The sequence below is a fragment of the Agrobacterium vitis genome, from assembly GCF_014926405.1.
GTDB classification, from domain to species: Bacteria; Pseudomonadota; Alphaproteobacteria; order Rhizobiales; family Rhizobiaceae; genus Allorhizobium; species Allorhizobium vitis_H.
This window is the reverse complement of sequence record NZ_JACXXJ020000004.1, coordinates 240,907-267,344: the sequence shown is the minus strand read 5'-3', so window position 1 is coordinate 267,344 and position 26,438 is coordinate 240,907. Positions and strand designations below refer to the sequence as shown.

General features: G+C 55.0%; 22 protein-coding genes and 3 pseudogenes. 24 read left to right on the top strand and 1 reads right to left on the bottom strand.

Annotated elements, in window-relative coordinates; all coding sequences use genetic code 11:
- Positions 1–106: 106 nt before the first annotated feature.
- The 9 genes and pseudogenes from IEI95_RS09740 (at position 107) to IEI95_RS09700 (ending at position 9,828) form a co-directional block, all read left to right on the top strand.
- The gene (locus tag IEI95_RS09740; protein ID WP_015918573.1) at positions 107–583 is read left to right on the top strand and encodes an Lrp/AsnC family transcriptional regulator; all 477 of its coding nucleotides are present in this window, start codon (positions 107–109) and stop codon (positions 581–583) included.
- 334 nt (positions 584–917) lie between these two features.
- Positions 918–1,597, top strand: a pseudogene (locus IEI95_RS09735) (IS6 family transposase).
- A gap of 382 nt (positions 1,598–1,979) precedes the next feature.
- Positions 1,980–2,915, top strand: a complete 936-nt coding sequence (locus IEI95_RS09730) for an isocitrate lyase/PEP mutase family protein (RefSeq protein WP_234891087.1) — start codon at positions 1,980–1,982, stop codon at positions 2,913–2,915.
- Positions 2,916–3,135: 220 nt separating this feature from the next.
- Positions 3,136–4,707, top strand: a complete 1,572-nt coding sequence (locus tag IEI95_RS09725) for an ABC transporter substrate-binding protein (protein ID WP_234891088.1) — start codon at positions 3,136–3,138, stop codon at positions 4,705–4,707.
- Entirely contained in the window at positions 4,704–5,657 is a 954-nt protein-coding gene (locus IEI95_RS09720; RefSeq protein WP_194416366.1) for an ABC transporter permease, read from the top strand. Before IEI95_RS09725 ends, IEI95_RS09720 begins: the two co-directional genes overlap by 4 nt.
- Before the next feature lie 7 nt (positions 5,658–5,664).
- Positions 5,665–6,552 carry an ABC transporter permease gene (locus IEI95_RS09715; RefSeq protein ID WP_156534849.1) on the top strand — a complete coding sequence of 296 codons (888 nt, stop codon included), beginning with the start codon at positions 5,665–5,667 and terminating at the stop codon, positions 6,550–6,552.
- Positions 6,552–7,577: an ABC transporter ATP-binding protein gene (locus tag IEI95_RS09710; protein ID WP_156537448.1), complete on the top strand. Its 1,026-nt coding sequence runs from the start codon at positions 6,552–6,554 to the stop codon at positions 7,575–7,577. Before IEI95_RS09715 ends, IEI95_RS09710 begins: the two co-directional genes overlap by 1 nt.
- Entirely contained in the window at positions 7,574–8,566 is a 993-nt protein-coding gene (locus IEI95_RS09705) for an ABC transporter ATP-binding protein (protein WP_156534853.1), read from the top strand. The genes IEI95_RS09710 and IEI95_RS09705 overlap by 4 nt, the downstream gene beginning before the upstream one ends.
- Positions 8,567–8,643: 77 nt before the next feature.
- Positions 8,644–9,828, top strand: a complete 1,185-nt coding sequence (locus IEI95_RS09700) for an amino acid aminotransferase (protein ID WP_194416365.1) — start codon at positions 8,644–8,646, stop codon at positions 9,826–9,828.
- Positions 9,829–9,848: 20 nt separating this feature from the next.
- On the opposite strand, the gene IEI95_RS09695 is transcribed toward IEI95_RS09700, so the two are convergent.
- Positions 9,849–11,705, bottom strand: coding sequence for a LysR family transcriptional regulator (locus IEI95_RS09695; RefSeq protein ID WP_156534855.1), 1,857 nt, complete (start codon positions 11,703–11,705; stop codon positions 9,849–9,851).
- 338 nt (positions 11,706–12,043) lie between these two features.
- Here IEI95_RS09695 and IEI95_RS09690 point away from each other — a divergent pair, with 338 nt between their 5' ends.
- The 15 genes and pseudogenes from IEI95_RS09690 to IEI95_RS29775 all read left to right on the top strand — a co-directional run.
- Entirely contained in the window at positions 12,044–13,387 is a 1,344-nt protein-coding gene (locus IEI95_RS09690; RefSeq protein ID WP_156534857.1) for a UbiD family decarboxylase, read from the top strand.
- Positions 13,384–13,959: a UbiX family flavin prenyltransferase gene (locus IEI95_RS09685; RefSeq protein WP_156620183.1), complete on the top strand. Its 576-nt coding sequence runs from the start codon at positions 13,384–13,386 to the stop codon at positions 13,957–13,959. The genes IEI95_RS09690 and IEI95_RS09685 overlap by 4 nt, the downstream gene beginning before the upstream one ends.
- Before the next feature lie 107 nt (positions 13,960–14,066).
- On the top strand, positions 14,067–15,692 hold the full coding sequence (locus IEI95_RS09680; protein ID WP_194416363.1) for an ABC transporter substrate-binding protein: 1,626 nt from the start codon (positions 14,067–14,069) through the stop codon (positions 15,690–15,692).
- 63 nt (positions 15,693–15,755) lie between these two features.
- The gene (locus tag IEI95_RS09675; RefSeq protein WP_015918586.1) at positions 15,756–16,688 is read left to right on the top strand and encodes an isocitrate lyase/PEP mutase family protein; all 933 of its coding nucleotides are present in this window, start codon (positions 15,756–15,758) and stop codon (positions 16,686–16,688) included.
- Positions 16,673–16,912 carry a hypothetical protein gene (locus IEI95_RS09670; RefSeq protein WP_156534864.1) on the top strand — a complete coding sequence of 80 codons (240 nt, stop codon included), beginning with the start codon at positions 16,673–16,675 and terminating at the stop codon, positions 16,910–16,912. Before IEI95_RS09675 ends, IEI95_RS09670 begins: the two co-directional genes overlap by 16 nt.
- Positions 16,913–16,941: 29 nt before the next feature.
- Complete coding sequence (locus IEI95_RS09665) at positions 16,942–17,889, top strand: ABC transporter permease (RefSeq protein WP_194416426.1); 948 nt, start codon at positions 16,942–16,944, stop codon at positions 17,887–17,889.
- Positions 17,886–18,806, top strand: coding sequence for an ABC transporter permease (locus IEI95_RS09660; RefSeq protein ID WP_194416362.1), 921 nt, complete (start codon positions 17,886–17,888; stop codon positions 18,804–18,806). Before IEI95_RS09665 ends, IEI95_RS09660 begins: the two co-directional genes overlap by 4 nt.
- A 46-nt stretch (positions 18,807–18,852) precedes the next feature.
- Positions 18,853–19,821 carry an ABC transporter ATP-binding protein gene (locus IEI95_RS09655; RefSeq protein WP_234934211.1) on the top strand — a complete coding sequence of 323 codons (969 nt, stop codon included), beginning with the start codon at positions 18,853–18,855 and terminating at the stop codon, positions 19,819–19,821.
- Positions 19,814–20,791 (top strand): ABC transporter ATP-binding protein, encoded by a 978-nt coding sequence (locus IEI95_RS09650; RefSeq protein WP_156534870.1) that lies wholly within the window; start codon positions 19,814–19,816, stop codon positions 20,789–20,791. The genes IEI95_RS09655 and IEI95_RS09650 overlap by 8 nt, the downstream gene beginning before the upstream one ends.
- A 10-nt stretch (positions 20,792–20,801) precedes the next feature.
- Entirely contained in the window at positions 20,802–21,323 is a 522-nt protein-coding gene (locus IEI95_RS09645; RefSeq protein WP_156534872.1) for a TIGR02444 family protein, read from the top strand.
- The gene (gene ertD, locus IEI95_RS09640; RefSeq protein WP_194416360.1) at positions 21,320–22,696 is read left to right on the top strand and encodes a hydantoin-5-propionate amidohydrolase; all 1,377 of its coding nucleotides are present in this window, start codon (positions 21,320–21,322) and stop codon (positions 22,694–22,696) included. Before IEI95_RS09645 ends, ertD begins: the two co-directional genes overlap by 4 nt.
- Positions 22,697–22,700: 4 nt before the next feature.
- Positions 22,701–23,960 (top strand): Zn-dependent hydrolase, encoded by a 1,260-nt coding sequence (locus IEI95_RS09635; protein ID WP_156537446.1) that lies wholly within the window; start codon positions 22,701–22,703, stop codon positions 23,958–23,960.
- 109 nt (positions 23,961–24,069) lie between these two features.
- On the top strand, positions 24,070–25,683 hold the full coding sequence (locus IEI95_RS09630; RefSeq protein ID WP_156534878.1) for a histidine ammonia-lyase: 1,614 nt from the start codon (positions 24,070–24,072) through the stop codon (positions 25,681–25,683).
- Between the two features lie 98 nt (positions 25,684–25,781).
- A pseudogene (locus IEI95_RS09625) lies at positions 25,782–26,232 on the top strand (IS6 family transposase); the annotation flags it as partial.
- A 117-nt stretch (positions 26,233–26,349) separates the two neighbouring features.
- Positions 26,350–26,433 (top strand): annotated as a pseudogene (locus IEI95_RS29775) (IS6 family transposase); the annotation flags it as partial.
- Positions 26,434–26,438 lie beyond the last annotated feature (5 nt).

Genomic DNA, 26,438 nt, shown 5'->3' with positions numbered 1-26,438 from the left:
AAAGTCTATGTGCATCGCAGCGCAGATTTTCGATATGATTTGTTGCTATTGCGAAGAAATCCTGCATTCTTTTCAAGAATGACGAAGAAATCATGCGGGAATCTCAATGCAGCTTGATCGCCTCGACGCCCGCCTCCTGAATATTTTGCAAACGCACAATCGCCACAGCACCGAAGAACTGGGGGCGTTGGTTGGCCTGTCTGCAACCGCAGTGCAGCGACGGCTCAAACGCCTGCGCGAAAATGGGGTGATCGAGGCCGATGTCTCGATTATCCGGCCCAAAGATGTCGGTCGGCCAATCGCCATGCTGGTGCTGGTGTCTCTAGAGCGCGAAAGGGCCGATATTGTTGACCGGTTCAAGCAATCCATTCGCCAGACACCCGAAGTGATGAACGGCTACTACGTCACCGGCGACTCTGACTTCGTGCTCATTGTTACGGCACAAAGCATGGAAGATTACGAAGGCTTTACGCGGAAATTCTTTTATGAAAACCCTGATATCAAGGGCTTCAAAACGATGGTCGTTATGGATCGGGTTAAGGTCGGCTTCTCGGTGCCTATCGACTTTGACGACTTTTCCTGACGGCACAATAGACTTAGGGATGACAGATTTTACAGTCATAACGAGAAAATAAAATTTATACTCTAATTTAATAAAGAAATTGGCTCTTCATAATTTGACCCTTATCTATTCCCTCAGTCGATCACAAAAACTGCTCCCCCATTTCATTCTCCGAAGACTTTGAATGGCTCTATCGCAAATTTTTAAAAGAGTTACAGAAACGGCTATCGCTGGACGCAATTATGCCGCGAGTGCGGCGAATTTCTTGAATGCTGATTGGCCACCGGTCGAAAATTGTTGCTTGCGGAGGTATTGCCAAGTTGTTTGACCCCGGCGTTTCATCGATCGAGACGACATGAAATTGCCGGGCACTTTCCCGGGTCTGAAGCGGTTTCGTTTTCCGCGTGAAGTTGTCGCCTACGCGGTCTGGGCCTATCATCGGTTTGCTCTGAGCACGGTCGATGTAGAAGATCTTCTTGCTGAACGCGGTGTTATCGTGAGCAGGGAAACGGTTCGTCTCTGGATCAACCGCCTTGGCCGACATTTTGCCGACTGCATTTGGGGAGACCGGCCCAAGCCGAACGATAAGTGGCATATGGATGAGGCCATCATCACGATCAGTGGGAAGAAATATTGGCTCTGGCGGGCCATTGACGCCGATGGTGACGTACTCGAAATTCTGGTTCAAACTTGCCGCAATACCAAAGCTGCAAAGCGTTTTTTCTCCAGACTGGTCAAGCAATTCAGTAAACCACGTGTCGTCGTGACGGACAAGCTGCGAAGCGACATCAAGCCGATACAAAACCTGGTGCCAGATGCTGATCATCGGGCACACAAGGGCCTGAAAACAGAATTGAAAACGCTCACCGTCAGACCAGGAAGCGAGAGAAGATCATGGAGCGGTTAAAATCGCCCCGCCAAGCACAGCGCTTCCTGTCAGCCCACAATCAGATAAAAACTATCTTTCGTCCCCGCCGATACAAACTCTCAGCTCGCTCCTGGCGACACGTCAGGGCAGATGCCTTCTGCCTGTAGTCCAACTACACTACAGAAATGACTGCTTGAAAAGCAGCGGCTGCGCCGCCTTGCAACCAATGACAAACAACTTGGCAATGCCTCCGATACGTCTTCTAAGAAGGCCGCCGTGCCGTAGCAGGTGCAGGCTGCCCCGCAAGCGGGTGGACACGCCAAAATCTCTACGATTAAAGGTCCTATTAGTGGTCGGCTTCAAATCGTTTCGGTGTTACTCAAAAATTCGGTCATTCGAGGCATCCACTCTTCTAAAAAACCTATGCCCCATTTATGATTTTTCCGACTATACAATATCAGCCTCCACAATCATCCTGCCGAATGAATGATGAATTTTACCCCACCGCTTAGCAGTACATGCGGGTAAAATCTTACCGGGAGATTGTCCATGTCCTCCAAAAAATTGTCAGAATATTTGTCTGATGAAAATTTGTACTATGTCCCTGAAATATTTGACTGCATGTCAACCAAAGCCGCCGAAATAAACGGCTTTAAAATGGTGATGATATCCAGCAGTGACTTTTCCTGTGCTTACACCGGCATTCCCGACCTCAAGCTTCTGACGGTTGACGAATATGCTGGTATGGCGGAACGCATTACCAATATGACGGACATGCCCCTGTTCATTGATGCTGACGAGGGGTTTGGGCGTCCGTTGCAGACATTTCAAGGATGTCGGAGGCTGGCCAAGGCGGGTGCGCAGGCGATCTTGATCACGGATCTTGCCGCCAATGGCAGGCCGGGATTGTTGCCGATTGAAGAGGCCGTCTACCGGTTCCGCGCCGCTAAGGATGGACTTGCGGGGACGGATTGCTTGCTTCTCGCCCGCTGCGACCACAGCGTTGACAACGACTTTGACGAATTTGTAGAGCGCTGCAATCGTTACCTCGAAGTGGGCGCGGATATCATCTGCCCGCTTGAGCTTAATCGCTCGCAAAAATACGGCAGTAAGATTGCTGCGGCCAAGAAGGTGGCCGAACACGTCAAAGCACCCTTCTGGTATCCCAATATGGAAAAGGAAAAGGCCGAAGACATCGCTAGCCTGCGGGAGTACGGCTATAAATTTGCAGGCGTCCATTATGCCTTTCGCGCAGCTATGCTGGCTATTCTGGACGCTGGTCGGCACGTATTTGAGAGCGGTACCAACGAGTATATCGCAACGGCGCATGATCACACGGGTTACAAGTTTCATTATTCGCCGATGAGTGCGTTTTTTAGGGGTGGCGAGTGGGTCGATAGGGAACGCCAATACTTGTCAAACCCTGACGAGGCTTTGGCCGTGCGCCTTGAAAAACACTTCACAGGTCCGACTGACAAGTTCTGACAACATGACAGTGCCTTCGGCTGAGTAAAGAACTCCTTCAGCACCGCTACAGGGGTGTTCCCTTCAATGGAGCAGGATTGAAGGCCGCTTGCGCATGCCTGAATGCCCGCAAACAGGTGAGAAGCCATCCATTGAAGGTGGCAGGAAGGAGCATTTTTACCGTTCGATAAAAAGCCAAAATGCCGCAATCGCAATCAAAAAAATGGGGAACGAGCTCGTCATGAAAACGGCTATCAAACGCAGAAACTTTATCAAAGCAGGCGCATCGCTGGCCGCATTCGGCCTGTTGGGCGATTTCGCAAACCATGCAATGGCGAAAAGTGTCGAGGGAGGCACGTTAAAAATTGGCACCAGCAATGAGCTGAATTACAACATGCTGTGCTTTGCCATGACCGGCGGCCCCTACGACTATGTCTATTCCTGGCCCATTTATGAATCGCTTTTCAAACCCAATGCCAATGGAACGATTGATCCCTGGCTTGCGGAATCGGTGGAAAGTGATGCCAAAGCGCTCACCTATACCATCCATATCCGGCGTGGCGTGACATTTTCCGATGGATCGGTGCTGAACGCCACTGTGGTGAAATGGAATCTCGATCACTACCTGAAAGTTGGAGCCAAGCGTGTCGCCTTGCTCGGCTCCATCACGTCGGTCGATGTGGTGGACGACTATACCGTACGGTTGGTGCTCTCAAAATGGAGTTCGTTCATTCCCGCCGCTCTGTCGCGTGAGTGCGGCTATATGTTTTCACAACAGCATTATGAAAAATACGGCGATGAATATTGCCAGCAGCACCCGGTTGGAACCGGTCCCTTCGTATTGAAGGAATGGGTGCGGGATGTCAGCAAATCATTCGTGCGCAATGAACACTATTGGGGCGGCAAGGTTCTTCTCGAGGCCGTTCAGTATACGATCTACAATGACTCGCTGGTGGGTCAGGCAGCCTTGATGTCGGATGAAATCGACGTGATGATTGGACTGGGCCTGAATGGTGTCAAAACGCTCGCCGCCAGCGGCTTTGATGCCCCGATTGAGCCATTGCAAGACCATGCGTCGCTGTTGGTGTTCAACTCCCTCAACACCAGCAATGATGATCCGATGGGCAATCTGCTGGTGCGCCAAGCCATCAGCCATGCCATCAACAGAAAATCCATCATCGAGGCGGCATTTCTGGGCTATGCCGATATTGCCAGCCAGTTTGGTATTGGCAGCCATTTCGTCAATAAGGACATTGTCGGTTACGATTACAATGTTGCCAAGGCGAAAGAGCTGCTTGCGAAAGCGGGTTTCCCCCAAGGCTTCTCGACAAAAATTCAGGCGGCCGCCAGCGATACCAACAAGATCGTGTTGCAAATCATGCAGGCCGATCTGGCCAAAGTCGGCATACAAGCCAAAATCGAATTGCTGACAGGGGCTGCTTCCAACAAGGCTGAAACCGGCTGGGGAAGCGGCATGTGGTACCACACATCCAGCGTCTATGTGGATGTGGCCATGCAAATGTCGAGCATGTTTCCAAAAGGACTCACCGGCGGTGTTCTTGGCCTGACCACCATGTTGCGCCCCGATGATGTCAGTGATGCGCTTGTACGGGCCGTATCATCCACCTCGGATGCGGAATCGGTCAAAGCGGTTGGTGAAGCCAACAAGATGATGATCGACACCTACGCACTCTACGTGCCGATTGCACAATATTCGACGATTTACGTTCTCAGCAAGCGCGTCAAGGCATCAGGTATCGGCGCGACATTCTTCTCCGTCGCCTCCCTCTCCACCGCGTATCTCGACACGTGATCACCTATCTCCTGAAACGGCTGGCTGTTGCTGGCTTCCTGATGCTGCTGGTATCCGCGCTGGTGTTTTTGCTGATGCGCGGATTACCGGGCGATCCTGCGCTGATTGCGCTTGGCGATTCCGCATCCGCTGATGCCATTGAGGCCTATCGCAACCGCATGGGGCTCAATGATCCCTTGATTGTGCAGTATGTTCATTGGATCACGGGCATCTTGCTGCGGTGGGATTTTGGCAAGTCGGTGCTGAACGAGCAGAATGTCTCGCTCATGATCAGCCAAAGGCTGCCCAATACACTGACGATTGGCATTCCCTCGATCATTTTGGGGATCATTCTGGGCCTGCCGATTGGCATTTTGAGCGCAATCACCAGAGGTACGTGGATCGATCAGAGCTTCACTCTGATTGTGAACGCTTTTCTGGGAACGCCGCGGTTTCTGGTGGCGATTTTTGGCGTCTTCATTCTCGCCTTCAAGCTGAGGCTCATTCCTCTTCAGGGCTACACACCGCCGTGGGTGGATTTGGCGGCCTATGCGCACAAAGCGATATGGCCTGTCTTTATCAACAGCATCTATATTTTTGCGGTTCTGGCCCGCTACACACGCTCCAACCTGCTTGAAGTGATGACGCAGGATTATATCCGAACGGCGCGCGCCAACGGCCTGTCCGAGACGCGGGTTATTTTCCGCCACGCCCTGAAAAACGGTCTGATCCCGGTTGTGACCATCATCGGGTTGCAGATGCCGCAAATTATCGCAGGCGCAGTGATTATCGAGTCCATCTTCAACATCCCGGGTGTAGGGCAACTGGTGCTCAATGGCGTTTTAAACCGGGATTATCTGGTTGTGCAGGCGGCGGTGCTGGTGATTTCCATGGCGACAATTGCATCCAACCTGATGGTGGACCTGACCTATGCCCTGATCGATCCGCGCATAAAAAGAATGTCATGGTGATGCCGATATGACGAAAACAAGCGCAACCGTAAATGAGCCTATCCAACGCAATGCTGGCAGAATGCTGGCGGGCCGTCTTTTCGCACGTGGTTTAATCGTTCAGGCCTGCTTTGCAATTCTTGTCCTGTTTGGGCTTTTGGCCCTGTTTGCCGACCTTGTCGCACCCTATGACCCCAATGCGCAGGATCTGGTGGCAGCGCTGCACACGCCGTCTTCGGCCCATTGGCTTGGGCAAGACAGCCTCGGCCGTGATGTGTTGAGCCGCATCATCTATGGCGGGCGTATTTCCATGGCCGTCAGCGTCATGGCAGGCATTCTGGCCGCCATTGCGGGCATTGGTTTTGGCCTATACGCGGGCTATGTGGGTGGCAAAACCAGTCGTTTTATCATGGGCTGTACCGATGTGCTGCTCAGTGTGCCCAATCTGGTTTTTTCCCTCATTCTTGTGGCCATTCTGGGCAGTGGGGTTTTGAGCGTTGTGCTTGCCATTGGCATCGGATTCATCCCCACCTACATCCGCATGGTCAATGGGTTGGTCTTATCGTTGCGCGAGCATGATTATATTCTGGCCGCGCGTCTGATTGGCCAAAAGCCGCATTCCATTCTTCTTAGGCATCTGTTGCCCAATAGTTTTCCAACCTTGATTGTGCTGTTTACCATCAATCTGGGTAATGGCGTGCTGACGGAATCGACCCTCAGCTACCTTGGTGTTGGCATCGGTCCACCAACGGCATCGTGGGGCAGCATGGTGTCGGATGTCTATCCCTATCTCATGGGTGCCCCATGGCTGGTGGTCAGCCCTGCACTTTGCATCATCCTGGTGATCATTGCATTCAATGTGGTGGGTGACAGCCTGCGCGATGCGCTTGATCCTCGCTTAAAGGGGAAATTGTAATGACCCATACCCCTCACTTGCTGGAGGTGAAAAACCTCAGAACCTCCTTCTTCACCGAGGACGGCGAAGTGAAAGCCGTCAATGATGTTTCCTATCACCTTGACCAAGGGGAAGTGATTGCAATTGTTGGAGAAAGCGGCTGTGGAAAGTCCATCACCCAGCTTTCTGTGATCCAGCTTGTTCAGTCTCCCCCCGGCAAAATACTGAGTGGAGAGGTCATTTTCGATGAGCAGTCCTTGTTGCAATACAAGCCGAAGTCCAAGGAAATGCGCTCCGTGCGCGGGGCGGGAATTGCCATGATTTTCCAGGAGCCGATGACATCCCTGAACCCCGTGCTCACCGTTGGCCAGCAGCTTTCAGAAGTCATCAAGGTCCATGCCCGTGTGAGCAAGAAACAAGCCTGGCAACGAGGAATCAAGGCGCTTGAAGCCGTGGGCATTCCCGATCCTGCCGCGCGCATGAAAAACTATCCTTTTGAGATGAGCGGCGGCATGCGGCAACGCGTGATGATCGCAACTGCTGTTGCCTGCAACTCCAAGGTCTTGATTGCGGATGAGCCGACAACGGCGCTGGACGTCACCACGCAAGCGCAAGTCATGGAACTGTTGCTGGATTTGGTCAACAGCCACGGAAAATCGCTGATCATTATTACCCATAATCTCGGGTTGGTGTCGCGCTATGCCAAGCGCGTTTATGTGATGTATGCCGGAAAAGTTGTTGAATCCGGCACAACCGAACAACTGCTCACCGCACCGAAACATCCCTATACGCAAGGGCTTCTGAACTCGATGCCGAAACTGGAAGGCAACAAGAATGATGATCTTGTTCCCATTCAGGGCGCTCCACCACGGTTGAGCGGCCTGCCGGATCAATGCGCGTTTTTGCCCAGATGCCCGGCCGCGCAAAGCCGATGCGCTGATAGTTCTTTTCCGCCCCTGCGAACAGTCGGGACGCAAGGCCATACTGCGGCTTGCCACCTTGCTGACATGGATGCAGACAGACTGATTGCCGGAGTGCGGACATGAAAGAGCAGGTGATGCCGGATGATCCGCTGCTTGTGGTGGAAAACCTTCGAAAATATTTTCCAATCCGCCAAGGCTTTACCCGTGAAAAAATCGGCGACATCAAGGCGGTTGATGATGTGTCGTTCAGCATCCACAAAGGGCAAACCTTTGGTCTTGTGGGAGAAAGTGGCTGCGGCAAGACCACGACGGGCAAAAGCGTGCTCGGCATCAACAATCCGGTCGAGGGAAAAATACTTTATAAAGGAAAGGATCTCGCGCGGTTGAGCGAGCGCGAATTCCGCCCCTATCGCCGTGAATTGCAGCTTATTTTCCAAGACCCGTACGGCTCACTCGACCCTCGGCAATCCGCCGCATCCATTCTTGAAGAAGCCATTCAATCCGGTGGCGCGGGCCTTGCGGCAGGAGGATTGCGCGCAAGGGTCCATGACCTTCTGGACATCGTTGAACTCGGGAACGCCATGGGACGGCGCTATCCACATGAAATGAGCGGCGGGCAAAGGCAACGTCTTGGCATAGCCCGCGCGCTGGCCTGCAAGCCCGAATTGATTGTGTGCGACGAGCCGGTTTCGGCGCTTGATGTGTCCATTCAAGCGCAGATTATCAATCTTTTCAAATCCATCCAGAAAGAGCTTGGCATAACCTACCTGTTTGTCGCCCATGATCTGGCGGTGGTCAGGCATATCAGCCACCATATCGGGGTGATGTATCTGGGACGTCTGGTGGAAGTGACGGATGCCGAACAGCTCTATTCGGATGCTCGCCATCCCTATACCAAGGCGCTGTTATCGGCCATTCCGATTACCGATTATTATGCCGAGCAAAAGCGTGAACGGATCGTGCTTCGCGGTGAAGTGCCAAGCCCTATGAATAAGCCTTCCGGCTGTCCGTTTCATCCTCGGTGCGCGCAGGCGACAGCCGAATGCAAGGAAATCGTCCCCGAGTTACGCAGCGTTGGCCAAAACCACACAGCAGCTTGCCATCATGTCTAGCAGAACTGCATAATCAACATAAACGGTCTTAGACATGGCACACGGTGCCATCATGTGCACAGCAGAGGACAGATATCGTGCTTGATACGCTCACAATGCCGCCACCAGACAAGATTCTCGCCTTGATGCCGATCTTTCGGCAGGATAGCCGCAGTCACAAGCTTGATCTCGGTGTTGGCGTCTATCGTGATGCATCGGGTATAACCCCTGTGCTGCGGGCTGTCCGAGAGGCTGAAGCACGGATTTTGCGAGACCAGACCACCAAGGCTTATATCGGACCCGCTGGTGATGCCGTCTATTGCGATCTCATGACAAAACTCGTCTTTGGAGATCACGCACCATTTGAGCGCATCCGTGCCATACAGACCCCGGGCGGGGCTGGCGCGCTGACGGTCATCTGTGGCCTGATTGCCAAGTCTGCGCCAGACGCAACCCTGCTGGTGCCCGATCCGACATGGGTCAATCACCTGTCAATCATCGAGGATCATGGTTTGGCGGTGAAACGCTGGCCCTATCTTGATCCCACCACGGGCGGTGTCGATTTCGAAGCATTGAAACAGGTCGTGCGCTCGGCTAAGGCGGGTGACGTGATTTTGCTGCATGGCTGCTGTCATAACCCCTCCGGCACGGATATCAATCAGGCGCAATGGCGTGAACTTGGCGCACTGTTGGCTGAAAAGGGCGTCGTGCCGTTTATCGACATTGCCTATCAGGGTTTCGGTGATGGCCTTGATGAAGATGCATTTGGCGTGCGGTACCTCGCCACCTTGGTTCCTGAAATGCTGGTTGCCTCTTCATGCTCCAAGAATTTCGGCATCTACCGTGATCGCACAGGCGTGGCCTTTGTACTAGGCCAGACACAGAAACAGGCCGAAATTGCTGCCGCACAGATGGTGGTCAGGGCCCGTATTGCCTATTCCATGCCCCCGGATCATGGCTCCCGCATTGTCAGCACCATCCTTCAGGATGCGGATCTATCGGCAGACTGGCGAGCAGAACTGGAGGACATGCGCAATAACATCATCGGCCTGCGTCAAGCGCTTGCCAAGGCGTTCCAACTTAGAACCCAGAGCAACCACTATGATTTCCTTATCGCCAACAAGGGCATGTTTTCTCAGCTGGGCGTGACACCGCAACAGGTCGAGCGATTGCGTAACGAGTTTGCAATTTACATGGTTGAGGACAGTCGCATCAACATTGCAGGGTTGCGCCACGAGCAGATCGACAGTTTTGTCGAGGCGGTTGTGTGCATCACACGCTGAAATGCATGGCGCATAGGCCCTCAATGTAGTTTCTTGCCAAACACATCCACCAACGTTTTCATCACGGCGCGCTCAGCGCCGGACAGCTCCCGATCAGCGGAAAAAATGATGGAGAGCGTGCCGGAGATTTCCTCCTGATTGATCTTCACCGCCACCAGACGCCCGGTTTCGAGGTCTTTTTGAACCGAAGAGGCCGGCAGAATCGTGCAGAGGCTGGCGCGGCGAACCATGGCGATGGCCAGTGCAAGAGAGCCAACTTCGATCTTGGAATGCGGCTCCAGATTGCGCGCATGGGTGGCGGCGGCAAAACTCTGGTGAATGCTGAGATGCCGCGCGCCTAACACAAGGGGGAGTTCGCAGACTTCGGCCAGATTGATCTCGCTACGTCCACCAAAATTGAACCGCGGATTGGCAACCACCGACAGTGGCTCGCTGGGGCCAAGCAGCACGCGTGGAAACTGAGGCTGGACCACCCCGACAATAGCAAGATTCAGTTCACCAGAACGAACTTTGTCATGCAGGATCGTGTTTGACGCTTCCGTTATTTCCATTTTCAGCGAGGGATGCTGAATGCTGATCATAGTCAGCGCCTCAGCAATTTTTTCGGTCAAGGCGCTATCGTGGCCGGAGCTGGGCAACATGCCAATCGAGACGCGGTGCTGGGTATGGGCTGCAATATCGCCGGATTGCCGCGACAGCCGATCCTGCCGCTTCTCCACCTCTGCCATCAGGGGCCAAAGATTAATGCCCGCATCGGTTGGCGTGGCACCCTCCTTGCTGCGCTCAAAGAGAGGCGTTCCCAGAACTGCTTCCATAGAATGAAGCTGTGCTGACACCGAAGACTGGGCGAGATTAGCCACCCGCGCCGCCGCTGAAATGCCGCCGCAGCGGTGGACAAGATTGAAATAATGCATCTGGCGCGCCGTCAGTTGTGGATCAAACACAACATTTTGCTCTTCGCGTTCCATATTTTCCCGCAGCAGCGCTATAAAACGTCGTGCTTTTGTCTCCAATGCACCGCTTGTGCCGACACGCACCATAGACACCAGAGGCGGCACCAGAGATTCGCGATAAATACGGCTGATTCCCAGCCGATTGGCCACCATGCTGGAGGGCAACAAAAACCGCATATGGGGGAAATCCGAGAGAAGACGCCCAAGTTCTGCCGGTCCGGCATCCACGAATTTCAGCCGCGCGGATAACCCATGCTGATCCGCATAATGGGCAACGACCTGCATCTGGTGAGCGCTCATCCTGACAACGGCTAGAATATCCGCATCGGCTTTAATATCTGTCACCGGATCCGTGGCGCTGACGGCTATCCACGGGTCGCGATACAACAATTCAGTCCCAGGCTCTTCCCGGAACGAGTGCTCATTATGGCAGCCGATCTCAATCGTGGCGCAATGTTCGGCTGGAATGTGATCCATCGATTCTCTGATGAAACCACCGCTTGCTGCACTGGCTGTGTCGAGAAACTGGCAGGCTATAAAGGTTTCGGGGTGCTGTAGGCCCATTTGCTGAATGGCACAGCTCACGGCCTTCGTCATTCTGCCGATGGAAAAATTCAGGTCGATCCGAACGGACAGCTTTTCCATCCGGTTTGCAGGGATCGCCAGACTGCGTCTTGAAAATTCCTCCAGATGCAGAAGCACTGCCGCATTTCGATAAAGCCAGAAGGCTGATGGCAAAAGGCCGAGGTAGCGCCCTTTGCGCTCGAAAAGCTTCATATGCAGGCGATCTTCCAAGCCGTGTAAAGCAGCGCTCAAAACGGATGGAGCTATTCCAAGCGCGCGGGACGAATTGGAAATGCTGGGATTCTGGCACGCCAGAACGAATTTCGCGAGAGGCTTGAGCTCAATGCCGTAATGGTCCATTCGCCGAGCATAGGGTTACGCTGCGTGGCTCTCAAGTGACGTAACAACGATTTCCGAGAGAACGTTGGGCAAATTTCACATGGTTTCAATCCTTGCGGGAATACATGCCTATTCTGCTTGGGATGCCTTGTTGCTCTTGTCGCCAAACGTGCAATTCTATTTTTCCGATGGGCCAGTTGGAGTGAGTGCAGGTATACAACGCATAAACTCAACCCCATAGTTCACGGGCATTTCACTGTTCTTCGAAAGTGGTTCCCGTGGCACACAATGCTCGTCCAAACATCTGCCAGCCAGAAAACAAACCGTATGAAGGTGTGAGCGACCAATCATGCCGGACCATGATGGCTGTGTTGCAAAAGCAGGGCGAGTTGCTCATTGTCGATGAAGAAATCGATCCCGTTTATGATCTTTCGGCCCTGCTGTCTTTGACACACGAAACACATGCGGTTCGCATCAACAAGGTCAAGGGATCGGCGTTTCCGGTGTTTGGCAACCTTCTCTCAAGCCTTGATCGTATTGCGCTGGCGCTGGATGTTCCACGCGCATCGATCCAGTCCACCTTACTGGCGTCGGTGCAAAAGCCGGTTGCGCCGGTCGTTGTGGAAAATGCTCCTGTTCAGCAGCAGCGTTTTGAAGAGGGTGTGTTGGCGCGCCTGCCTGTTCCGACGTTTTTCGATAAGGAAACCGGCCCCTATATCAGCGCGGGCATGATGATTGCCCGTGATCCGGAGACCGGCCTTGGCAATGCCTCTTACGCACGCCTGAAAATCCTGAGCCCGACAGAGGCGCTGATTGGCATTGCCCCCAACCATCATCTGGCCATCATGGCCCGCAAGGCTGCGGACAAGGGTGAAGCCCTGCCGTTTGCCGTAGTTTTGGGTGCTCATCCGGCCATTCAGCTGGCCGCCTGCCTCTATCTGGGCCTTGGTGATGACGAGATGCATTGCGCCGGAGCACTCTTGGGCGAGCCTGTGCGCATGGCCCGCTGCTGCAACAGTGATATTCTGGTGCCCGCCGAGGCCGAGATTGTCATTGAGGGCCATATCCATGCCAATACGCCGATTGTCGAGGGACTGGTCTCTGAATATCACGGCATGTACGAGGATTATGGCAGCGGCGTGCTGGCAACGTTTGAGAGCATGTCAGCCCGCAAGGATGCGATGTTTCAGGTGATTTTGCCCGGTTATCACGCTGAGCACATTTATATTGCCGCCGTTCCCATCGCCGTCAGCCTCAAGGCCCAACTTGCCCGCGTGATCCTCAATGTCGGTGAAGTGGCGGTGACGGCCTCTGGGTGCGGCCGTACCAATGTTGTGGTGCAGATCGACAAGCCGCGTCCTGGGCAAGCCCGACGCGCCATGGCCATCTGCTGGGGTGCGGTTTCCATTGTGAAATCCGTGACGGTTGTGGATAGCGATGTTGATCCGTGGGACATCAACGCCGTTGAACTGGCAAAATCCACCCGTATGCGGGTAGACCGGGATATTCTGATCATTCCGGGCATGCCCGCTGATCGCTCCGAACCGCAGGAAGAGGCAGGCATGGTGGCCAAGATTGGCTATGATGCCACCTGCAAAGCCGGAGACCGCAAGGAAGGCTATGACAAGGCATTGCCGCCGCAAGCGTCTTATGAGCGCATGAGCCGTGTGATTGCGGCGATCAAGCCGGAGGGCGCGGTTTGAAACGCCTGATCGTCGCGATAACCGGGGCATCTGGTGCCTGCTACGGGGTTCGTGCCCTGGAGATGCTCCGCGACATCGATGGTATTGAAAGCCATCTGATTATTTCTCCCGCAGGACTGCGCACGGCGATTGAAGAAGAAGCAGTGGAGAGCGCTGACCAGATTCGTCAACTGGCTGATGTCGTTCACAGCCACAAGGACATCGGGGCCTCTATTGCTTCAGGCTCGTTTCGGGCGCATGGCATGTTGGTGGCACCGTGCTCAATTAAGACCCTGAGCAGCATTGCCAATTGCTATAATGATGATCTCATTACCCGTGCCGCAGATGTCTGCCTCAAGGAGCGGCGGCGCGTTGTGTTGATGGTGCGCGAAACGCCCTTGCATGCCGGGCATATCGCGCTGATGGATCAAGCGACACGCAACGGTGCGATTATCATGCCGCCGGTGCCGGGATTCTACACACAGCCCAAAACATTGGCCGATCTGGTGAGCCAGACCGTTGGCCGGGCGCTTGATCTGTTTGACATTGATCACCCATCCGTGCGCCGCTGGAAGCAGGAGGGTGATGCTTGACCCATTGATACGTTGGCCCAGCAATCGCGGGGCAGATGTTATTCGCCGTTCAAAAAACAAGGGGAACTGCGGTGGTTCGTATGAACTGCCGTATAACGGAGAAAACCATGGCTAAAATATTGAAATATTGCGAAAAATTCGCATCCAGATCTGCGCGCGCTGTGACTGTGACGCTGACTTTGCTTGGGGCAAGTGCGGCAATTTATGGCATCAACGCCCCATTGGCCATCGCTGAAGAGCAGCCCGTCAAGGGTGGCGAAATGACCATTATCAATGGCTCAGACATCAAGAGTTGGGACCCGGCCATTATCGGCGGCACCTATCCGGGTGGCCCCATGGATATGTTGGATGCCATCTATGGCTTTCTTGTCTATGTGGACGTGGATGGCAAGGTACAGGGCGGCATGGCCAAGAGCCTGACCAGCGTGGATGCCAAAGTCTGGACACTGACATTGCGCGACGGTGTGAAGTTTACCGATGGTGGCTCTTACGATGCCGAGGCGGTAAAATTCAACTGGGAGCGTCAGGCCACGCCCGACACTCTTTCACCTTCACAAGGCTTTGTCGCCTCGTGGATTGGTGGTGTGAAGATTGTTGATCCTTTGACACTTGAGATCACACTGCCAAAGCCGGATCGCAATTTTGGTTCTTCGTTGGCGCAATTGGCTCCCTTCATTGCCTCGCCGCAAGCGCTGAAAGCCGCCAAGACCAAAACTGATATCAAGCCGGTTGGTGCTGGTGCCTTTGTGCTGGACAGCTGGAATCAGGGCGTTTCGATGTCCATGAAACGCAATCCGCAATACTGGGATCAGCCGCGCCCCTATCTGGACACGCTGAAATTCGCCATTATTCCCGAAACCAACAGCCGTATTGCCACCGTGGTTCAGGGTGGTGCCACAATGATGGCGGGCTATCCCTATCAGTTCGGATCAAACGCCAAAGCCGCAGGCGTTGCCACCCATGAAATTCCGATCCCCGGTCTCTATCGCGCTTACTTTAACCAGAAGAGCGGCTCCTTCACCGATCATCGGGCGCGGGAGGCTTTCTATGAAGCCATCAATCCATCGAAGCTGATGCAGGCCTATACGCAGGTCAGTGGTTACGACATTCCGACCAATTATTTCACCAAGTCGTCGCCATTCTATGATCCGACCTATAAACTTCCAACCTACAACCCCAAACATGCGCAGGAATTGTTCGACCAGCTTGCCAAGGATGGCAAGCCGTTCAACATCAAGCTGGTGACCTATTCCAACTCTGACCTGAAACGTCTGGCCTCCTATCTGCAACAGGCTTTGAGTGCCTATGATAACGTCACGGTCAATCTTCAGCTGGTTGATCAAGCCATGCTCAGTCCAACCTGCAAGGGGCAGATGAATTTCGATTTTTGTGTCGATGGCGGCGTGCTGGTGGCCAATGGTGCAGAGCCGATCATTTCCAATCTTCTCAGCACGAACGGCAATGATAATTGGGGCAAATACAACAGCACCGACATGGATAAAGAGCTGGCAGAAGCCAATGCCACCATGGACCCGGCTGCGGTAAAGGCGGCCTATGCCAAGGTGCAAAAGCGGGTTGCCACAGACCTTCCGCTTTACATTTTCGGTGCCGAGACCCGCTTCCTGCTGCTGCGCGACACCACGGGCGGCATCGTGCCCTCCAATGGCGGCATTTTGCAAAAGCAATATCTCTACGTCTGCAAGGACGCCTGCGCGTCCAAAGCCTCGAAGTAACACACTCCCATATTGGCGAACCGCACGTTCGGTTCGCCAATTTTCTCCTCAAGGTGTTGATCCATGTTTGATAAACGGCCCAGAACCACATTTCGCGAGCTCTTCTCCAAAGAGCAAGTTTTCACCCCCTGCGTTTGGGATTGCTATTCGGCCAAGGCGGCAGAAATGGCAGGGTTCAAGGCCATTCTGCTTAGTGGTGCATCGCTGGGCTTCAGCATGTCTGGTGTTCCCGATATGGGATTGCACAATCAGGAAGAACTGATCTGGGCCACTGACCGCATTGCCGACTATTCACCTCTGCCGCTGATCATTGATGCCGATGATTGCTTTGGCGATGTTGCCCAAGCCTACCGGACATGTCGCAGGCTAGCAAAGGCCGGAGCTGCCGCCATTCTGCTGGAAGATACACCCAATGAGCGCGGCTATGCCCGCTTTGGCCGCGCCATGGAGGCCGCGACGCTGGCAGGCAAGGTGGATGGCAATGTTGATCATCCCGTGGTCTCGCAAGAATTGTGGCTGGCCAAGATCAAGGCAGCCCTCGACGCCTGCGCAGGCACGGATTGTGTGGTGATTGCCCGCACCGAATCCAAGCTGGAAAAGGGTCTGGATGATGCGATTGAGCGCTGCGTGCGGGCCGAAGAACTGGGCGCTGAAATGACCTATGTCCATGGTCTGCGCACGCTGGAAGAATGCCAGAAAGTGGCCAAAGCTCTGCCCGGCTGGAAGATGTTCGGCGATGTGGCAACTGTCGGCGGCAAGGCCTTCGTTGAGTTGGAAGATATCGCCGCCCTCGGCTTCAATATGGTCACCATGCATTATCTCGAGAAAGGCTCGATGTACGGCATGATGGATTTTGGCCGTCGCGTTTTTGCTGATCGCAGCACCCGCTATTCCGACGAGCACACTATGGGCGGCTATTCCAGAGAAGAGCAGCGCCAGATGCTGGAGCGCGACATCGGCTGGATGGATGCCGAAGAAGAGTGGAAGAAAATCTGAAAGTCCGTCCCATAATTGGTGCTGGCGGGCTGCAAATGGCAATTTCTGCGCTGAGCTTGATGCATTCGCATTTCCGGACGAAAAACCGCTTCGCACTTTTTCTGGAAATGCTTGTGCTCACGTACTTGAGTACGCTCCGCTCCGGTTCTCGAAATCACCATTTTCGCCACGCCAGCACCAATTCTGGAACAGACTTTGACCGTTTATTGAAACAGAGCCGCTGAAAGGAGGTGACGACGTGACCATACAAGCCATGCCCTATGTAAAGGCCATCTCGACACGGCTTTTGGCGGGAATTCCCGTCTTCCTCCTCGTCACCTTTGGTGCAACGGCGCTGTCCAGCATTGCACCGGGATCACCGGCGCAGCTGATCTTGGGCGATAATGCCACGGCTGAACAGGTGACAGCCCTCAACCAGACCTACGGCTATGACCTGCCGGTTTGGGAACGCTATCTGAAATGGCTTGGTGATCTGTTTCACGGTGATCTTGGGCAAACGCTGTTTTCCCAGCAGCCTGTGCTGCACGTGGTAATGGATCGCGCCGCTGTCACCTTTGAAATCGCAGCCCTTGCCATGCTGGTGTCCATGCTTGGCATCCCACTTGCCATGTTCACCGCAAGCCATCCCGGCAAGCTCGCCGACCGGGTCTTGCGCTCGGTGGCCTCCGTGGTGTTGGCCGTGCCAACCTTTGTGATCGTGGTGCTGTTGAGCTATCTGTTTGCCATCGTGCTGCGCTGGTTGCCTGCAACGGGCTGGGTCAATTTCTCTGAAAATCCGCTGGCCAATCTCTGGTATGTGGCGCTTCCGGTGCTGTGCCTTAGCCTGCACCAGACGGCTTATCTCTACCGTGTCGCCCGCAATGAATTCATCACCACCCTGCAGGAGGATTTCATTCAGGTGGCGCGGGCCAAGGGTCTGCCGCTTGGCTATATCCTGTTTCGCCATGTGTTGCGTCCGTCCATGCCGCAGATCCTCACGGTGATGGGCCTATCGCTGACGTATATGCTGGCGGGTTCTTTCGTGGTTGAGAGCTATTTCGCCGTGCCGGGCATTGGCTGGACTGTGCTCACGGCGGTCAAAAGCCACGATATTCCGCTGGTGCAGGCGATTTTGTCGCTCACTGTCGTGGTGTTCGTCACCATCTTCATGCTGGTGGATATCGGCTATGCCATCATCGATCCACGGGTGAATGTCACATGAGCACGCCCGGCACTCCTTCACCATCAATGGTAGATAAGAACAGCGACCTGAGCGCGATTGTGCGAGCCAATATGCCATGGTCGGCCAGATTGCGGCTGCCGGGTGCAAGCCCCTTTGAGCTGGTTGCGCTCGGCTTTCTGATCCTGCTGGTGCTGACCGCGATTTTTGTCAATTTCATTCCGGGCCTTGTCAGCCCCAGATTCCCCTACGGCGATTTTTCCCAGCCGCCAGAATGGTCATTAAACGGGCTTCTGGGAACCGATGATATTGGCCGCAGCATCCTGTCGCGCGTGCTCTATGGGGCGCGGGCATCGTTGATGATTGTTGGCGTCGCCACCTGTATTTCAGTGTTCGCTGGCCTGTTGTTGGGCATGCTCGCAGGCTTCTATCGCGGCATTTTTGAGCGCATGGTTGATCTTTACGCCAATACAATGTCGGCTCTGCCGTCCATTCTAGTGGTATTGGCCTTCGTGACGGCCACAGGACCCTCGGTGCTGACGATTATGCTCACCCTTGGCATTCTCGATATCGGCACTTACGCCCGTGTTGCCAAGGCGGGTGTGATTTCCCAGAGCAACCGGGACTATGTTCTCGCCGCCCGCGCCATGGGGGCAAGAGATAGCCGGATTCTGCTGAAGGAAATTCTGCCCAATCTGGTCCCGGCGCTCACCGCCGTCATGCCCACCTTGATGGCGGGCCTGATCATCACCGAAGGTTCGTTGAGCTTTCTCGGCTACGGCATTCCGGCCCCGGCCCCCAGTTGGGGCGGCATGATTGCCAGCTCCACCGATCTGTTAAGCCGCTTTCCGTTACTGATCCTTGGCCCCGTGATGGCCATTATTCTGACGGTCTATGCGCTGAACACCGTGGGGGATTATTTCGCCCAGCGTCTCAACAGCCGCGAGAGGGAGAGCTGATATGGGCAGTGAAACCAGCCAGCTTCCTATCCTGTCTTGCGAGCGCATGTCCTGCACAATTGCGGCAAAACCTGCCCCTTTGCAGGTGCTGCACGATATCAATTTTTCTGTTCCTCGGCGCACAACACTGGGCATTGTTGGTGAGTCCGGTGCTGGAAAATCCATGCTGATCAAGTCCATCATGGGCATTGCACCAACACCGGTGCGGGTTGACGGGCGCATTGTTCTCGATGGAATTGATCTCTCAACCCTGAAGCCCAAAGCACGCAGCCAGATGATTGGCCGCAAAGTTGGCATCGTCTTTCAAAACCCGATGACCTCGCTCAATCCCTTTGCATCCATTGGGCGGCAGATTGAAGAAGCAGGGCGGTTTCATCTTGGTCTCAATCGGGCGCAGGCGCAGGAACGGGCCATTGAGCTTTTGACGGTGGTTGGCATTGCCGATGCCAAGGATTGCTATGGATATTTCCCGCACCAATTCTCCGGTGGCATGAAGCAACGCATCATGATTGCAACGGCCCTGATGTGTCATCCCGATCTGCTGATTGCTGATGAAGCCACCACCGCCCTTGATGTGACCGTGCAAAAGGAAGTTCTCGACCTTCTGCAAATCCTTCAGGAAGAGCGGCAGATGTCGATGATATTGGTGTCGCACAATCTGGGCGTTGTGGCTGGACGCACCGATAACATTTTGGTGCTCTACGGCGGCCATATCGTGGAAACGGGGCCGACAGCAGAGGTGTTTCGCAATCCGCGCCATCCCTATACCGGGGCACTGCTTTCGGCCATGCCAAGGATGGATCAGCCAGCCCATGCGCGGCTGCACACCATTCCCGGCCAGCCGCCCAGCCTTGCTAACCAGCCAAAAGGCTGTCCGTTTGCACCGCGTTGTCCGTCAGCGCAGGGGCCTTGCCATGACACCATGCCGCCAATGACCACAGATGGCGATCATCACTTTGCCTGTCATTTTCCGCTGATTGAAGCCTCCGCATTGCGGGAGGTTTCCCATGGTTGAGCCGCTGTTGAACGTCTCCGGCCTATCCGTCGATTTTTCGCGTGGGGCTAAGATGATGAAGGCCGTTGATAACGTGTCTTTCTCTTTGGCTCCGGGCGAAACGCTTGGTCTTGTCGGCGAAAGCGGTAGCGGCAAAACCACCATCGGGCGGGCGCTGCTCAGGCTGTTGCCGCAGGCCGACACCCAATGGACTGGGGCGATTGAATATCAAGGCGCTGACCTTGCCAAGCTCTCCAACGGCGACATGCGGCGTATGCGCGGCAAGCTGCAAATGATCTTTCAAGACCCGCTCTCCTCCTTCAATCCACGTCGCCGGGTTGAGGATATTGTGGCCGAGGGGTTGGTAATTCAGGGCGTTGCAAAGCCTGAGCGCGACAGGCGCGTGCGCGCAGCGCTCAAGGATGTGGGTTTTGATCTGGATGCTGTTGCGGGCCGCACCCCGCATCAGTTTTCTGGCGGCCAGTGCCAGCGCATCGCTATTGCCCGGGCGCTGGCCGTGGAACCGGAACTGATTGTCTGCGACGAACCGGTGGCATCGCTGGATGTGTCGGTTCAGGCGCAGGTGATCAACCTGCTGCAGGACATCCGCGAAACCCGCAAGCTTGCGCTGATCTTCATCTCCCATGATCTGGCCGTGGTGAAAAATGTCAGCGACCGCGTGGCAGTGCTCTATCGCAGCAGGATCGTCGAGATCGGTTTGGGCGAGGCGATTTATGCGCTCCCGGCTCATCCCTATACGCGCACCTTGCTGGAGGCTGTGCCGGTTGTGGATGCCAGCCGGAAAGTGACGCCAGAGCGCAAGCGTATGGAAGTTCCATCCAGAAACCAGCCGCTCAGTGGCTGCGCTTTCAGGACCCGATGCCCGCGTGCCACGGAGCTTTGCACCAATAAAGAGCCGGTGCTGCGGTTGGCGCTCCGGGGGCAGATGGTTGCCTGTCACCACCCCCATGATGAACCGGTATCAGCATGAGGTGGCGGTGATGAATAATGCTGATGATTTTGCAAACAATGCCTGGACAGCCATGTGCAATCTCTATCGCGCACCGAAAGTCGCGCAGTTTTGTGTTCGCTTGCAGGATGCTTACGGCATTGATGTGCCGCTGTTGTTGCTGCTGTTTTATGCCGATCAGCAAGGAATCGGCACGGATATCCAAGATTTGAATACATTCCTGACGGATGCGACTTCATGGCGTGAGGATGTTGTGAAGCCGCTGCGGACCATACGTCAGGGCATGAAGGGTCGCTACACGGAGCATGATGAGGTTCAGCTCCGTGAGACGGTCAAGGCACTGGAATTGCGGGCGGAACAAGTCCACGTCTCACGCCTCGCCCGCAGTTTTTTGCCGTATGCAAAACCAACGGAGCCAAGCCAGATGTGTGGCGCTTATCTCCTTGGCTGCTGCGTACCGGAGGACGAGTGCGTAGAGGCGCTTCTGGTTTTTCAAACCGCTGCCAATGACTCACAGATTCAAGAACATGACGAAGAAAGAAAGCTGCTATGAGTGATTTCGACAGAGTGGTGCGCGGAACCCTCGTAACCGAGGACGGGATCACTGAAAACGGCTTTGTGGCAATCCGCGATGGTATCATCGCAGCCCTTGGAAGCGGTTCTGCTCCAGCGGCCAGAGAGGTCGATGATTTCGGCTCGGCGCTGATCCTGCCCGGTATCATTGATGGACAGGTCCATTCCCGTTCGCAAAAGGATCAGGAAGATTTTATCTGGTCCACCCGATCCGCTGCGGCAGGCGGTGTTACCACAATCGTCGATATGCCCTATGATGCTGGCGGAAAATTGATCTGCACGGCAGAGCTTTTGACCGAAAAGGCCGAAAGTGCGGCCGAGCAGGCCCGTGTGGATTTTGCGCTCTACGGCACCATTCGTCCTTCCGATGGTCCAAAGCACATTACTGAGATGGCAGATTCCGGGGCAGCAGGCTTTAAATTCTCAACCTTTGAGACCGATCCAAACCGTTTTCCGCGCATTCCAACGCCGCTGCTCTATGCCGCCTTTGCTGAAGTGGCCAAGACCGGATTGATTGCCGGTGTTCACAACGAAAATGACGAATGCGTCAAGGTCTGGAGCGAGGCGGTGAAGGCTACAGGTCGCACCGACTATCTGACCCATGGAGAAAGTCGCCCACCGATTGCCGAAACACTGGCCATCGCTGAGGTCTATGAGATTGCAGCCGCCACCGGATGCCCGGCCCATATTGTCCACTGCTCGGTTGGGCGCGGCTATGAGCTTGCTCAAGCCTACCGCGCCCAAGGTGTGGACGCGACGATTGAGGCCTGCATCCATTACCTCGTGTGTAGCGAGGAGGAAGACGTGTCGCGTCTGCTGGGTCGCGCAAAATGCAATCCGCCCATTCGATCCGCCAAAGAGCGCGAGAAGCTCTGGCAGCATTTGGCCGCAGGCCATATCACCATCGTTTCCACCGATCATGTATCGTGGAGCCTTGCGGCAAAATCCGCGACTGTGATGTTGGAAAATTCTTCCGGCATGCCGGGTCTTGAGGTGCTCTCCAGCCTACTGCTGGACGGTTTGACAGATCGTGGCCTGCCACTCACCCATGCCGCAAAACTGCTGTGCGGCAATCCGGCCCGGCTGTTTCGCCTGACCGCCCAAAAAGGCGCGCTGGCTATAGGGCTGGATGCCGATATTGCCGTCTTTGCGGAGCGGCCAAGAATTTACGATGCGGCGACCAGCGGCCATAACGTGGTGGGTTGGAGCCCCTATGAGGGCAAGCGTATCCGCCACGCGGCTATTGCAACCTTCCTGCGCGGCCAGATGATTTTTGACGGCAAGGATGTTCTGGCAGCACCCGGAACGGGCCGCTTTATCAAGCCCACCCGCGCCCTATCAAAAGTGGCTTGATCCGATGGCCAATATGCAATCCGTTCCCAGTGTTGACCGCACAAAGCTGCAAGCCGATTTCGATGCGCTGGCAGCCCTCACAGAGCCGGGCCGCCCTTGGACACGCCGTTCTTTCACGCCCCTGTTTCTTGACGGTCGCGCTTACCTCAAAAACCGCTTTGAGGAGGAAGGTCTGGGCGTTCGTCTGGATGCCGCTGGCAATCTGATTGGACGGTGGGAGGGCATTCTCACTGACGCGCCCGTGTTGATGACCGGCTCGCACAGCGACACCGTGCCCAGCGGCGGGCGGTTTGATGGCGTCGCCGGGGTTTTGTCTGGTCTTGCTGCCATTCGGGCGCTGCGGCTTGCCGGTTATAGGCCGCAACACCCCATCGAACTCGTTGATTTTCTTGCCGAAGAACCAAGTGATTGGGGCCTGTCCTGCATCGGCAGCCGGGGTATGGCGGGGGCCTTGACCGACCATCATCTTGCTTTGCTTGGGCCCAATGACGAACCATTGTGCGAGGCGATAGACCGGATTGGCGGCAACGTCTCACAGCTTTCCAGCGCCCGCCGCGATGACATTGCCAGCTATCTGGAAATCCATATTGAACAAGGGCCGGTGCTGGAAGCAAAGCACATCCCGATTGGCGTTGTGACCGCCATTGCCGGAATCGGACGTGTGAAAGTACGTTTTGAGGGCATTGCTGGCCATGCCGGAACCTCACCCATGGATATGCGGGCTGATGCGGCTTTGGCCATGGCGCGGTTTGCGCTCTCCGTTCGGGATGCAGCTTGTGCCGCGCAGGACAAAGGGCATTTTACCGCCACCATCGGCGTGCTCACCATTGAACCGGGCGGGGCCAATGTGGTGCCGGGCGCATCCGAGGCCATCGTTGATATCCGCGCCGAAGACGATGGCATGATGGATAGTTTCATTGAGGCGTTGGAGGGCCTGGCCAGCAAAGCGGCTACTGATGAAAATTGCCATGTTGCGCTGTTTGAGCGCTTGAGCAAGACGCGGGCCGTTGCCTGCGATGCCTCCCTCAGATTGGTTTTGGAAAGCGCTGCCAGCGATCTCAATCTACCCACCCTGTCTCTTGCCTCTGGTGCGGGCCATGATGCGGCATTCATGGCCCAGATCACCAAATCCGCAATGCTTTTTGTGCCCTCGCGCGATGGCAAAAGCCACACCCCGGATGAGTGGACGGATAACGAAGCCATCGCGCTTGCCGCCGATGTGCTCGTTCGCGCCCTTGTCCATCTGGATAGCAACACGCCTTAGAGTTTGTCAGGGAAAAGTGGTCACCGGTTTTCCTGAAAAGACAAACTCAATCAAATGTCTGACGCCGCGGTGCCAGATCAATGCCTATTTTCAAATAAAGGACTGACCTATGACAACGATCATACTGGACGGCGACAGCCTCACCATCAAGCAAACGGTGCAGATCGCCCGCGAAAACGCACAGGTTGAGATTGGAGCCGCTGCACGGGCCGAAATCATCAAAAAGCGCGCCTATATCGAAGAAAACTGGCTGACGGAAAATGCACCGCCGACCTATGGCTTCAACACCGGCGTCGGCAAGCTCAAGGATTACAAGATCAATCAGGCCGATAATGAGCAGTTTCAGCTCAATATCGTGCTGTCACACTGCTCCGGCATTGGCGAACCGGCATCTGAGGAAATCGTTCGTGCCATGATGGCCGTGCGCATCAATGCCTTTTGTGTTGGTGTTTCGGGTCTGCGCATTGAGGTGGTTGATCGTCTCGTACAGATGCTCAACAGCGGCGTTCATCCGGTGGTGCCAATCCAAGGCTCTGTTGGTGCCTCCGGCGACTTGGCTCCACTCGCCCATATGGTGTCTGTGCTAATTGGTTATGAGGATGCAGAGGCCATCTACAAGGGGGAGCGCATGTCCGCTCCAAAGGCGCTTGAACTGGCAGGCATCAGCCCGGTATCTTTTGAGCTGAAGGCCAAGGATTGCCTGGCGCTCATCAATGGCAACAGTCTGTGTGCAGGCATGGGCGCTTTGACGCTGAATGATGCCGAAGAGCTGATGAAAACCGCAGACGCGATTGGTGCGTTGAGCCTCGAAGCGATCCGTGGTGAGCAGGCCGCATTTGACGCCCGTATCCACGAAGTTCGTAAGCAACCGGGACAAATCCTGACAGCTGAAAACATCCGCCGCATGGTCGAAGGCTCACGCCGCGCCTCAGAGTCAGCCCGCGCCGTTCATCTCGAAGATGATATCCTGCACCCAACCTATCACCCACGCGTTCAAGACCAATATTCCTTCCGCTGCCTGCCGCAAGTGCACGGCAGCTGCCGCGATCAGCTTGAGCATGCCAAGACCGTGCTGACGCGCGAGCTCAACGCCGCCACCGACAATCCACTGGTGTTCTGGAATGAAAATGGCGCGCTGGAATTCCTCTCTGGCGGCAATTTCCATTGCGAACCGATTGCCTTTGCGATGGATCTGCTGGCCATCGCCCTAATTGAAATCGGCAATATCTCCGAGCGGCGGTTGTTTGCCCTGTGCGATACCACGCTGAATTACGGTCTGCCGCCAAACCTTGCTGGCAAGCCCATTGGCCTTAACTACGGCTACGGCATTATTTCCACCGCCGCCGCCGCCGTGGCTTCTGAAAACAAGACGCTGGCCTTCCCATCTGTCGCCGATACCATCCCCACCAAGAGCAGTCAGGAAGACCATGTTTCCATGGCGGCTTGGTCGTGCCGCAAGGCGCAGCAGGTGCTGGATAATCTGCCAAAAATCATCGGCGTTGAGTGCTTGCTGGCCACCAAGGCAATTTTCCTAACCCGCCATGCACTGGGCAGCTTCAAACTCGGACGTGGCACACAACCACTTTATGACGCGCTGGCCGCCGTCATCCCGCTGCAGGATGGAGATGGCTATATGCAAAAGCAGATCAAACCCGCTTTTGCCATGGTCACCGAAGGCAAGGTTCTGAATGTGGTCGAAACCGCCATTGGCCCTCTTCGCTGAGACGATCTGAACCATGGGCGAGGCATTTAGCCTCGCTTACGGTTCAGTTGGCCTCGTAACGTTTACCGGACGTCGATCAAAATGAGGGATCTGGCTGCATGACCAGATCTAGCCGTGATCCACTTTATCGTCGGCATCGATTTCCAGCCGAGGTGATTGCTAATCCGGTTTGGCTCTATTTCCGGTTTCCGCTTAGCCTGCGTATGGTTGAGGATCTGCTGGCAGGCTCGGAGACAAATGGCATCTCGATGAGGTTGTCATCACCATTGGTGGAAAGAAACACTGGCTTTGGCGCGCCGTTGATCAGGACGGCTTTGTTCTCGATGTATTGGTGCAAAGCCGTCGCAGTGCCAAGGCGGCAAATTGCGATCCTATGGTGCAGCAAAGCGGGAGATCATGCCCGGCGTTGAGCATCGTTCTCACAAAGGATTGAACAATCGGGCGGAAAACTCCCATCAGCCCGTCCGACGAAGGGAAAGGATCATGAAGCGCTTCAAGTCAGCGCGACACCTTCAGCGTTTCGTGTCCATCCACGACCCGACCGCAAACCGGGCTTGTCGCAAATTTTCGGGTTTAATCGTGTGTTGACCAGAGGTATGGAGTTTGCCGCTCCGAAAGTTGCGGAGCGAGCCCATGATTCTGAATGCTATTGCCGAGTAGCTGATCCGGATAAAGAAGAACATGCCAAAGATCATTGGCTTCCAATCCTTCAACACGGCGCGGCGAACCATCGCGCGCTCCGAATATGTTTGCGA